General features: G+C 65.0%; 11 protein-coding genes. All 11 read left to right on the top strand.

The genetic code is table 11. The features are described from left to right. The first annotated feature begins 86 nt into the window (after positions 1-86). The 11 genes from THIMADRAFT_RS12640 (at position 87) to THIMADRAFT_RS12590 (ending at position 11633) form a co-directional block, all read left to right on the top strand. Positions 87-1442, top strand: coding sequence for a S41 family peptidase (locus tag THIMADRAFT_RS12640; RefSeq protein WP_139052827.1), 1356 nt, complete (start codon positions 87-89; stop codon positions 1440-1442). Positions 1443-1498: 56 nt separating this feature from the next. After that, positions 1499-2053, top strand: a complete 555-nt coding sequence (locus THIMADRAFT_RS12635) for a DJ-1 family glyoxalase III (RefSeq protein WP_007193436.1) — start codon at positions 1499-1501, stop codon at positions 2051-2053. A gap of 54 nt (positions 2054-2107) precedes the next feature. Continuing rightward, entirely contained in the window at positions 2108-3154 is a 1047-nt protein-coding gene (locus tag THIMADRAFT_RS12630) for an MraY family glycosyltransferase (RefSeq protein ID WP_007193435.1), read from the top strand. Then, entirely contained in the window at positions 3151-5046 is a 1896-nt protein-coding gene (locus tag THIMADRAFT_RS12625) for a polysaccharide biosynthesis protein (protein ID WP_007193434.1), read from the top strand. Before THIMADRAFT_RS12630 ends, THIMADRAFT_RS12625 begins: the two co-directional genes overlap by 4 nt. Further along, positions 5039-6919, top strand: a complete 1881-nt coding sequence (gene gspE, locus THIMADRAFT_RS12620) for a type II secretion system ATPase GspE (protein ID WP_007193433.1) — start codon at positions 5039-5041, stop codon at positions 6917-6919. The genes THIMADRAFT_RS12625 and gspE overlap by 8 nt, the downstream gene beginning before the upstream one ends. A 209-nt stretch (positions 6920-7128) precedes the next feature. Further along, on the top strand, positions 7129-8337 hold the full coding sequence (locus THIMADRAFT_RS12615; RefSeq protein ID WP_007193432.1) for a type II secretion system F family protein: 1209 nt from the start codon (positions 7129-7131) through the stop codon (positions 8335-8337). Between the two features lie 99 nt (positions 8338-8436). Beyond that, positions 8437-8889, top strand: a complete 453-nt coding sequence (gene gspG / locus THIMADRAFT_RS12610) for a type II secretion system major pseudopilin GspG (protein WP_007193431.1) — start codon at positions 8437-8439, stop codon at positions 8887-8889. Between the two features lie 37 nt (positions 8890-8926). Next, the gene (locus THIMADRAFT_RS12605) at positions 8927-9394 is read left to right on the top strand and encodes a GspH/FimT family pseudopilin (protein WP_007193430.1); all 468 of its coding nucleotides are present in this window, start codon (positions 8927-8929) and stop codon (positions 9392-9394) included. After that, positions 9391-9798, top strand: a complete 408-nt coding sequence (locus THIMADRAFT_RS12600) for a type IV pilus modification PilV family protein (RefSeq protein ID WP_233490249.1) — start codon at positions 9391-9393, stop codon at positions 9796-9798. Before THIMADRAFT_RS12605 ends, THIMADRAFT_RS12600 begins: the two co-directional genes overlap by 4 nt. A 228-nt stretch (positions 9799-10026) precedes the next feature. Beyond that, on the top strand, positions 10027-10701 hold the full coding sequence (locus THIMADRAFT_RS12595) for a prepilin-type N-terminal cleavage/methylation domain-containing protein (protein ID WP_007193428.1): 675 nt from the start codon (positions 10027-10029) through the stop codon (positions 10699-10701). Beyond that, positions 10698-11633, top strand: a complete 936-nt coding sequence (locus tag THIMADRAFT_RS12590) for a type II secretion system minor pseudopilin (RefSeq protein WP_007193427.1) — start codon at positions 10698-10700, stop codon at positions 11631-11633. The genes THIMADRAFT_RS12595 and THIMADRAFT_RS12590 overlap by 4 nt, the downstream gene beginning before the upstream one ends. The last annotated feature ends 36 nt before the right edge of the window (positions 11634-11669 follow it).

Genomic DNA, 11669 nt, shown 5'->3' with positions numbered 1-11669 from the left:
TCCCGCAATCGCGGGTCGGATGTGCACGGCCTCGCTCCGCACGGCCCTCCTAGCTGCGGGCCGGCCCCAACCGACGTGATTCCATGATGCATGCCATGACCCGACCCCTATCCTTTGCCTCGACCCTGATTCTCGGAATTTGTCTCGTCTGGCCGGGCGCGGGTGGCGATCGAGCGTTCGCCGAGACGGTCGAGAACCCGGATATTCCAGAAGCCGAGCCGACGCCGGCCGCGGCCGAGAATGCACTCCCGCTGCGCGACCTGCGAACCTTTGCGGAGGTCTTCGGACGCATCAAGGAGGAATACGTCGAGGGGGTCGAGGACAAGTCCCTTCTGGAAGGCGCGATCCGCGGCATGCTCGCAGGTCTCGACCCCCACTCGGCTTATCTGGACAACGATGAGTTCCAGGAGCTGCAGGTCGGCACCCGCGGAGAGTTCGGGGGTCTGGGGATCGAGGTCGGAATGGAAGACGGCTTCGTCAAGGTGATCGCACCGATCGACGACACCCCGGCTCAACGTGCCGGACTACAGTCCGGCGATACCATCGTGCGCATCGACCAAAAGCCGGTCAAGGGGATGAGCCTGAACGATGCCGTGACCTTGATGCGGGGCGAGCCCGGCACGAGCATCGAGCTCACGATCGTGCGTTCCGGCGACGAGCGCCCGTTCGACGTCACGCTCGAGCGGGCGATCATTCAGGTCGCGAGCGTGCGCAGCCGCACCTTGGAGCCCGGCTTCGGGTACATCCGCGTCTCGCACTTCCAATCGCGCACGACCGAGGATGTCTTGGCCGCGGTCGAAACGCTCAAGGCGGCCAACGACGGCACGCTGCAAGGTCTTGTGCTCGACCTGCGCAACAACCCCGGCGGGGTGCTCAACAGCGCGGTCGGGGTGAGCGACGCCTTCCTCACCGGTGGACTGATCGTCTATACCAAGGGTCGGCAGGACGACAGCAAGCTCCAATTTCAGGCCGGACCGGATGACGTCCTGTCCGGTGCTCCGATCGTCGTTCTGGTCAACGGCGGCAGCGCCTCGGCATCCGAGATCGTCGCCGGTGCCCTGCAGGACCACAAACGCGCCATCGTCATGGGCAATCAAACCTTCGGTAAGGGCTCCGTCCAGACCATCGTGCCGATCGACGACACAACCGCCCTCAAGCTCACGACCGCTCGCTACTTCACGCCCTCCGGGCGGTCGATTCAAGCCCAAGGCATCACCCCGGACATCGAGCTCGAGCGCGGGGAGTTCAAACCGTTAGCGGGGAACGGCGTGGAGGATCTAAAGGAGTCCGATCTCATTCGTCACCTCGAGGACGAGGCCGAGGAGTCCGCATCCGAGGACGATGCCGAAAAGGCGTCGCTCGTCGCGGAGGACTTTCAACTGGCGGAAGCACTCAACGTTTTAAAGGCATTGAATATTTTCGGACGGCTGGGCACTCCTTGAGCCGTTCGTTCGAGTGAGGTCCCCCGAGGCGTTTTCTGTCAACATCGGAGTCGATCATGCCAAGCGTACTCGTCCCCCTAGCTCAGGGATGCGAAGAGCTCGAGGCCGTCACGATCATCGACCTGCTGCGCCGCGCCGGAATCGATGTCGTCACGGCCGGGCTCGACAATCGTCCGGTGACCGCAAGCCGGGGCACCCTCTTGATCGCCGACACCCGGCTCGACGATGTCCTCGGGCGAACCTTCGATATGGTCGTCCTGCCGGGCGGCCTCCCCGGGGCCGACCATCTTGCCGCGGATCCGCGAATCATCGCGTTGCTTCGCAGTCAACATGCGGCGCAACGCTACATCGCGGCGATCTGTGCCGCCCCCAAGGTCCTCGCGGGCGCAGGTTTGCTCGACGGGCGATCGGCGACCGCCTACCCCGGTGCAGTCGATCCCGAAGCCTTTCCGAAGGTCAGGCTGAGCGATGCGCCGGTGGTTGTCGACTCACTCATCGTGACCTCGCGCGGCCCCGGTACGGCAATGGACTTCGCTCTGCAACTCATCGAGCTCTTGCTCGGGCGCGAATCGCGCGACCAGGTCGAGCGCGGATTGGTTCGAACACTCTGACCGGAGACCGAAGCCGCCGGCCCGGATCACGGTGAGCCCAGGACAACAAGGATCATGCCCCTCGATACGCCGATCTCGGCTGCCGCAGCACTCGCCTCGTTGTTGCTGAGCATGTCGGCAACGCGCTGGTTGGCCTCGCACGGGGCAGCCGGACGCGGGCCGCTCGATTACCCCAATGCGCGCTCGCTGCACAGCTCCCCGGTGCCTCGCAGCGGCGGTCTGGCCGTTCTGCTCGGCGTGGGCGCGCCGCTCGCGGTCTTGGCCATCTTGGGGATCTCCGCCCCCGAGCTGGGCTGGATCGCCGCAGCCGCGTTCCCGGTCGCGGCGATCGCCTTCCTCGACGACCTGGGCGAGGTCTCGCGTCGTCTGAGACTCCTTGCCCAGGTCGGCGCAGCCGTCCTATTGATCGGCGGCGGGCTGCACTGGGACGTGCTGGATCTGCCGGGCTGGGTCCTGGTCTTTCCGGGCTGGGTTGCTGCGGTGCTCACGCTGGTCTATGTCGTCTGGCTTATCAATCTCTACAACTTCATGGACGGGATGGACGGCTTCGCCGCAGGGATGGCGCTGTTCGGATTCTCCGCGTTCGCAATCCTGGGCTGGTCCGGCGGTGAAGCGCTCTTCGCGCTGGCGTCGGCCTGTGTCGCCGTTGCGAGCGCCGGGTTTCTGACCGGTAATTTTCCGCCGGCACGCATCTTCCTGGGCGACGCGGGCTCGTCGAGCCTGGGGTTGTTCGTGGCCGCCTTCTCGCTATGGGGTACCCATCTCGGACTCTTTCCGCTGTGGAGCGCCTGGCTCGCCTTCTCGCCATTCATCCTTGATGCCACCTGGACCCTGCTGGCCCGTCTGGCGCGGCGCGAGCGCATCTGGGAGCCGCATCGCCAACATCACTACCAGCGCTTGGTTCTGGCCGGATGGACGCACCGTCGCACTCTCCTGCACGCCTATCCGATCATGGCCGCCGCAGCCGCCTGCGCGGTGGCCTCCCCGGGCCTCCCGCCGCATGAGCAGTGGCTGGTGATCGGGGCTTGGACGATGATCTATGCTTTGATCCATTTTAAGGTACGACTGGTCGAGCGCACCGCCTCGACGGAGCCGACATGAATCCGCTGCTCGACCGCCTGCGCTCGCGTACCGCCGCCTTCTCGCACGATCTCCTCATGATCCCGGTGGCCTGGCTCGCCGCCTATTGGCTGCGGTTCAATCTCGGTCGAATCCCGCCGGAATTCGTCGACAGTGCGTTCAACTCCTTGCCTTGGGTCCTGGTGATTCAAGGCACCGTCTTCTGGATGTTCGGGCTCTATCGGGGGGTGTGGCGGTTCGCGTCGCTCCCCGATCTGGTGCGCATCGTGAAGGCCGCGGTCGCCGGGACGGTGCTGGTGGTGGTCACGCTCTTCATTCTGAACCGCACCGAGCTGATCCCGCGATCCGTGCCCGTGCTCTTTCTGGGGCTTCAGGTGATCCTGTTGGCCGGTCCACGCCTGCTGTATCGCTGGATGAAGGACCACCGACTCAACTTGAGCTCCGGGCAGCGTGTCCTGATCGTGGGGGCCGGGCGTGCAGGCGAGATGTTGGTGCGCGACATGCTTCGCGATGCGAGCCGATCCTATTTCCCGGTGGGCTTCGTCGACGACAAGCCGCGTCGACAGGGCGGCGAGGTTCACGGTGTCCCCGTAATCGGGCGGACCGCGGCGATTCCGGAGCTCGTCGCACGCGAGGACATCGATCTCCTGATGTTGGCCGTTCCAAGCGCGACGGCCAAGGAAATGCGCCGCCTGGTCGAGTTGTGCGAAGGCACCGGTCGGCCGTTCCGTACCGTCCCGGAGCTGCGTAATCTCATGACCGGGCAGGTCAGCATCAGTCAGCTGCGGCCTGTCTCGATCGAGGATCTGCTGGGGCGCGATCCCGTCAGTCTGGACTGGGAGGGGATCCGCGCGGGACTCTCCGCACGCGCTGTTCTGGTCACGGGTGCCGGCGGTTCCATCGGCTCGGAGCTGGTACGACAGATCGCCGCGGCCCTTCCGTCTCGCTTGATCCTGGTCGACAACGGCGAGTACAACCTCTACCGCATCGAGATGGAGCTGGTCGAGCGCTATCCGAGCCTGTGCTTCACGCGCTACCTCTTGGACGTGGCCGATGCCGCCGGTCTGGATGCGGTCTTTGCGGCCGAACGTCCGCAGATCATCTTCCATGCCGCAGCCTACAAACACGTCCCGATGCTCGAGGATCAGATCCGTGCGGCGGTGCGCAACAACGTGGTCGGGACCCGTGTTGTCGCGGAGGCCGCCTCACGCTGGGCATGCGAGCGCTTCGTCTTGATCTCGACCGACAAGGCCGTGCACCCCGCCAATGTCATGGGTGCCACCAAGCGCGTGGCGGAGGCGATCTGTCAGGCCTTGGATCAGGAATCCGCGTGTCGCTACATCACCGTGCGATTCGGCAATGTTCTCGGATCCGCGGGCAGCGTGGTGCCTCTGTTCAGTCGCCAAATCGAGCACGGCGGACCAGTCACGGTGACCCACCCGGACATCGAGCGGTTCTTCATGACCATCCCCGAGGCGTGCCAGCTGATCATGCAGGCCGCGGTGATCGGAGACGGAGGGGAGATCTTCGTGTTGGACATGGGCGAGCCGGTGAAGATCAGGTATCTTGCCGAGCAGATGATCCGACTCTCCGGGCGCGAGCCGGGCGAGGAGATTTCCATTCACTACATTGGCTTGCGTCCCGGGGAGAAACTCTACGAAGAGCTCTTCTATGACTCCGAGGATCTTGTCGCGACGCGTCATCCAAAGATTCGCGTGGCCAAGGGGAACGGCGGACTCATCGCAGCCGCGCCCGAGCAAGGCGTTGCGGCACTCGAGCAGGCTGCGGCCGCGGATGAACACGCCGCGATGGTAAGCATCTTGCGGGCGATGCTGCCGGAATGGCACCCTGAGCCGCGCGTCGAAACCCTGTCGACCGAGGCCGTCCAAGACCGGAGAAATGCCGATGCATGACGACGCCGTCCTCGACGAGGCACCGAGCATCAGCGCGAGGCGCGACGACCTCGACGAGCTGTCTTCCGGGTTGCACATGCTCGCTGCCCGCCCCGGCTCCCCTCTTGCCTCGGCCACCGCTTCCGCGGAGTCCGACACGGCCGGCGCCTCGGAGGCCCCGTCGAACCTGCAACCGGAACCCCCGCCGGAGGGGCGGGTCGTCGCCCACCTGCACGCGTCGGGGAAACTCTCGCCGGGCGATCTCGCGCGGGCGCGGCGTCTCGCCGACGAGGCGGGCGATCCGCTCCTGCCGATGCTTGTCCGCTTGGGACTCATCTCCGAGCGCGACATGGCACAGGCGATGTCCGACGTACTCGAGCTTCCCCTGACCGACGCGAGCACCTTCCCGTCCGAGCCGTTGCGCGAGGATCTCTTCAGTCTGCGGTTTCTCAAGGACGCGAAGGTGCTCCCCTTGTCCGAGGATGGGGACAGCATCCAAGTCGCGTTCGCCCATCCGATCGATCGGTTCGCGGTCGAGGCCATGCAGATGGCGGCGGGCAAACCCGTGAAGGCGCTTGTGGGGTTGCCGAGCGAGATCGAGCTGGCCCTCGAGCGCCTCTACGAGAAGGTCGAAGAGGCGCCGGAGAGCGTCGAGGGGGCGCTCGGCGATTTCGACGAGGAGGATATCGAGCACCTCAAGGACCTCGCCAGCGAGGCGCCGGTCATCCGGATGGTCAACCAGCTCATTCAAAAGGCCCTCGAGTCGCGTGCATCGGACATCCACATCGAGCCCTTCTCCGACGAGCTCAAGGTGCGTTACCGCGTCGACGGGATCCTCAAAGAGGTCGATGCCCCGCCGGTGCGGTCAACTGCGGCGGTGATCTCGCGCGTCAAGATCATGGCCAAGCTCAATATCGCCGAGCGGCGCCTGCCTCAAGACGGGCGTATCCCGATCCGAATCCAGGGACGGGAGCTGGACCTGCGTGTCTCCACCGTTCCGACCATGTTCGGCGAGAGCGTCGTCATGCGTCTGCTCGACAAGGAGAGCGTGCGCTTCGACCTGGACGCACTCGGGTTCGACGGCTCGCCGCGCGAGCGCCTCAGGCTGATCCTCGAGAAACCTTACGGCATCCTGCTGGTGACCGGACCGACCGGCTCAGGTAAGAGCACAACCCTATACACTGCGCTCAGCCGGATGAACACCGAGGAGCGTAAGATCATCACGGTCGAGGATCCCGTGGAGTACCAGTTGGCCGGGATCAACCAGATCCAGGTCAAGAGCGCGATCGGCATGACCTTCGCCAGCGCCCTGCGCGCCATCGTGCGGCAAGATCCAGACGTCATCATGGTCGGCGAGATGCGCGACCTCGAGACCGCCCGAATCGCCGTCCAGTCGGCTCTCACCGGGCATGTCGTGCTCTCGACCCTCCATACCAACGACGCCGCCAGCGGCGTGACACGCCTGCTCGAGATGGGTGTGGAGGACTATCTGCTGACCTCCACGATCAACGGGATCCTCGCCCAGCGCCTGGTGCGCAAGCTCTGCCCGCATTGTCGGGAGTCCTACCCGGCGATCCCGGAGCTGGCGGCGCGTTTTGCCGCCCTCGGAGCGGCGCCGGAGGATGTCGAGCTGCATCGAGCCGTCGGCTGCGATGCGTGCAACGGAACCGGCTATCGCGGCCGTCTGGTCATTACCGAGGTTCTGCTGATGACGGATCAGGTCCGCAAGGCCGTTTTGAATCATGCGACCGCGACCGAGATCCGTCGCATCGCCGTCGCCGAGGGTATGGAAACCATGTACCTGGACGGCCTGCGAAAGGCGCTCGACGGCCGCACGACGATCGAGGAGGTGCTGCGTGTCGCCGAGTCAGGCGAAGAGGCGAGCGTCGACTGAGCCGCGTCCCGAGCGACTCCTTATGTCGTGTCTCGAAGCAACGCTCGGTTGCACCCGAAGGCTCCGAGCTGGACGCGGCTCAGGAAAAACACGAGTCGATCTTCAAACACTTGAACCGCGTCCCCGACTAGGTCGAATGAGTGTTTCGACCTCGATACAGTACGCACCCGGTGCCCATTGCGCCGGACGCGGTTCAACAGAGGACTGAAGTGCCGAAATATTTCTACAAAGCGGTCAAGCTCGACGGAGAGTCGGTCGAGGGCGAGCAGGAGGCGGTCGACGAGGCCGCGCTGGTTCGCCAGCTCCAGTCGGAGGGATTGATCCCGATCGAGACCCGCTCCTCGGCAGGGCTGCGCGCTCGCTTCGTGCGGACACGACGTCGGCGCATCAACCAAAAGGAGATCGGCATCCTGACCCGCGAGCTGGCGACGCTCCTCGAGGCCGGAATGACCCTGGATCGATCGCTGCAGATCCTGGTGGAGCTCACCGAGGAGGACCACCTGATCCAGGTCTTGTCGGATCTGCAGGATCGCGTGCGCGGCGGCGCGACCTTTTCCAGCGCGCTTGACCTACAGGACGGGCAATTCCCCCGGCTCTACGTCAATATGGTGCGCGCGGGCGAGGCCAGCGGCGCGCTGGACCAGGTCCTGAATCGACTCGCCGATTATCTCGAGCGCGTGGCGGAGTTGCGCCAGACGATCACCTCCGCGCTGGTCTATCCCTCCATCCTCTTGGTGGTCGCGGGCTTGTCGGTGATCATGTTGTTGGTCTTCGTGGTGCCCCAGTTTACGGTGCTCTTCGATGACATGGGCGAGGCCCTGCCGTTGCCGACCCGGATCGTGGTCGCGACCGGCGATCTCTTCCGCAACTATTGGTGGGCCATGTTGGTCGTCATCGCCTTGATCGCGGTGGTGTTGGAACGCTGGTTTCAGGATCCTATCGTCCGCGATCGATTCGACAATAAGGTGCTTGGCGTGCCGCTGTTCGGCGATCTGATCTGGAAGATGGAGACGGCCCGACTCTGCCACACGCTGGCGACGCTCCTGAAAAACGGTCTGCCCCTGCTCAGCGCCCTGACGCTTGCCAAAGAGGTGGTCTCCAATCGCAAGCTCGCGGGGCTGCTCAACGAGGCCGGCGACGACCTCAAGCACGGCCGCGGTCTCGCCGGACCCTTGGCACGTCTCGAGGTGTTGCCGGATCTCGCGCTGCAAATGATCCGCGTCGGCGAAGAGTCCGGCAGTCTCGACGCCATGCTTGCCAAGGTGGCGAGCATCTACGATCGCGAGACCCGCAACAGTGTCCAGAGTATGCTGACGCTGCTCGAGCCGATTCTCATCATCGGGCTCGGCGTCGTCGTTGCGGGCATCATCATCTCGATCCTGATGGCCATTCTCGGGGCCAACGAGCTGGTGTTCTGACGCGCTCGCCCATCGCCCGTGCGGGTGCCGATCGCCTTGGCCCTGCGCCGAGGGCCCCATACAATGACCGCACATATTCAAAGTCATCCGAGCCTACCTATGTACACGAATCAATCCCTGAATCGATCCCTGAATCAATCAAGACGCCTTCGCGGTTTCACGCTCGTCGAGCTGCTCGTCGTCCTCGCGATCCTCGGCCTTCTGGCGGGACTCGTCGGTCCCCAGGTCATGAGCTTCCTCGGCACCTCGAAGACCAAAACGGCCAAGCTCCAGGTCGAGAACCTTGCCGCGACCCTGGATATGTACCGATTGGAGGTCGGCCGCTATCCGACTCAATCGGAGGGTCTGCAGGCGCTCGTGGAGCGTCCGGCCAACATCCAAAGCTGGAACGGTCCCTACCTGAGAAAGGGCGACGTTCCGAAGGACCCTTGGGGCTTCGACTATCAGTACCGTTTCCCGGGCGAGAACGGGGCCTTCGATATCTGGTCGCTCGGGGCGGACAACCGCGAGGGCGGCGACGGCGAGAACGCGGACATCCGCAGTTGGGATTGAGCTCGGCCCCTCATCGGCGTCTCGCGCAGACGCAGCCATGAATCCGATTGCAAGGCGCCGAAGCCGCCGCGGCTTCACACTCGTGGAGCTGCTTGTGGTCTTGGCGATCGCCGCATTGGCCATGTCGGCCGTGCCGCCGCTCTTCTCGGCGGCGATGCCGGGCGTGGAGATGAAGGCCGCGGCGCGCAGAACCGTCAGCAGCCTTCGTCTTGCGCGCGAGCTTGCCATTCGTCAGGGGTCGGAGGTCGCCTTGATCGTCGACGTCGAGCAACACCGTCTCGAACTCCAAGGGCACCGCAGCCTGACGCTCCCGAAGCGTCTGGATGTCACGCTCGAGGCCGCCGATCGCGAGATGCTCGACGAGCAACGCGGGGCGATCCGGTTCTTTCCCGACGGGAGCTCGACCGGGGGCCGCATCATCCTGGCGAGCGAGGAATCCGGCTACCAGGTCGGCGTCGTCTGGTTGACGGGGCGCATCCGCATGGCGCCATGGAGCGCGCGTTGAAGATCTTGCGACACCGAAGACGACCTCAGACCGGCTTTTCGCTTCTTGAGGTCTTGGTTGCCTTCGCCATCCTCTCCGTGTCGCTCGGCGTCCTGATGCAGATCTTTTCCCAAGCGTCGCGGACCACCCTGGTGTCCTCCCAATACAGCCGTGCCGCGTCGTTGGCCGAATCCAAGCTCAATGCCGTGGGCACCGCGATCCCCTTGGAGGAAGGCTCCGTTTCGGGCGACCCAGAGGGTGGCATTGCCTGGGAGGTGACCATCCTACCGGTCACGCTCGGCGAGGAGTTCGGTGCAGAGCCGCCGGCCACGCCCTACCGTGTGAACGCGACCTCGCTTTGGCAGGACGGGAGCCAGGTCCGCAGCCTGACGCTTTCGACCCTACGCCTGGGCGAACGGTTCTGAGCCGCGTCCGTCATGGCGTGGAGCCTTTTCAACCGGGATCGGCCTCGAATGAGTCAACGATCGTCGCATCAGACGCGGTTCGGGAGTGTGCAGCGTCCTGATTTTGGATGTGTCGGCACGCGTTCTCCTGGTTTTCCGGGCAGGACGGAGCCCCGTCGAATCGCCGTCTTGGCCGCGTCTTGGTCCAGGGCGCGTGCAAGGCCGGCCCCGCGAGGGTTGCGTGACGCCATGGGCTTTACACTGATCGAGCTGCTTATCGCTTTGGCGCTCGTCAGTCTCATCACGCTCATGCTCTTTTCCGGATTGAGCCTCGGCTCGCGCGCTTGGGAAGGGGTGGATGCGACCTCCGAGCGGGTCTCGGAGGTTCGGGTCGCGCGCGATTTTCTGATGTCCACCCTGAGTCAGGCACGGGCGACGACCTTGACGCTCGACGCCGAGATGATCAGCGTCTTCGCCGGCGACAGCGAGCGCCTGGAGTTTGTCGCACCGCTTTCCACTCAGGTCGGTGTTCCCGGACTCTACATCCTGCGTCTCGGCCTGGTACCCATCGACCAAGACGTGAGTCTGGTCCTGACGCGCTGGTTGGTCCATCCGGAGGTGCTCGAGGGCACCGACGAGATCCCGACGTGGGAACCGTTGGAGACCGACTCGGGTTTCGGGCTGGACGCGACCCCGCTGGACATGGATGCCGCCGCCGGAGCCTTCGGCCGGACCCTGCTCCTGGACCGGGTCGAAGAGTTTCAGATCGCCTATTTCGGTACCGCGGACGGGGAGATCGAGCCTGATTGGCATGAGGAGTGGATCGGCCAATCGACCATGCCGAGTCTCCTGCAAATCCGTCTTGCAACGCCCGCGCAGTCCTGGCCGGACCTGCTGGTCAGCCTACCGGTGCGCCTCTTTTGAGCGGGTCGCGCCGGAGCGCTCGACATCAACGGGGCATCGCCTTGGTCCTGGTGCTCTGGGTGCTCACCCTCCTCACCGTCATGGCGGTCGGCCTGACCGCCGCGCAGCGCACCGAGACGGCCTTGAGCGACAATCACGTCTCGGGCGCTCGCTTTCGGACCGCCGCGGATGCCGCCATCGCCTTTACGGTCCTGGTCTTCGCCATGCCGCCGCCCGATGCGGCCGATCCCGACGTGCCCGTCTGGTTGCCCAACGGTGTCGCCGTGCCTTGGCGGTTCGGCGGGGTGGATCTTGCGATCCGGGTCTTTAACGAGGGATCGCGCATCGATCTGAATCAGGCCACGCCGGAGCTGCTCTCGGCGCTCCTCGTGACGCTCGGTATGGAGGAGGATCCGGCGACGTCGCTCGCCGCAGCGATCGTCGATTGGCGCGACGAGGACGATCTGTCGCTGCTGAACGGTGCGGAGGACGGCGACTATCGCGATGTCGGCCTGACCTTCGGGGCGAAGGATGCGCCCTTCGTGGCCGTCGAGGAGCTGATGCAGGTCCTGGGGATGACGCCCGAGATCTACACACGCTTGGCCCCGGAGGTCAGCGTCGATCTCGATGGGGCTGGATTCGACGAACGGTTCGCCTCCGCGGCCGCCATCGCCGCGACCCAGGGGATCCCGTTTGAAGATGCGCAGCTTCGGGTCGTCGAGCGCGACTCCCCTCTGTTCGACGACAGCAGCGGGCCGAGGGTCGTGGATCGAGCAGGACCCCTCTACCGGATCGAGGTGGCTGAAACCGGCCCGGGCGGCGGTGGACGCCGCATGGAGGCGTTGATCGAGTCAACCCCCGGGCAACAACCTCCCTATCAGGTGCGTTGGCGCCGTTTCGGGCTACCCGGTGCACCGGCGGCGCCGATCGACGGCGAAGACGACGCCGGTTGACTGGCGCCGCGGCGACGGCTGGACGTACACTCAAGG

This window comes from Thiocapsa marina 5811 (assembly GCF_000223985.1).
In the GTDB taxonomy this organism is placed as follows: Bacteria; Pseudomonadota; Gammaproteobacteria; order Chromatiales; family Chromatiaceae; genus Thiocapsa; species Thiocapsa marina.
Note: the sequence above shows the minus strand (reverse complement) of the source record. Positions and strands in the feature narration are given on the sequence as shown.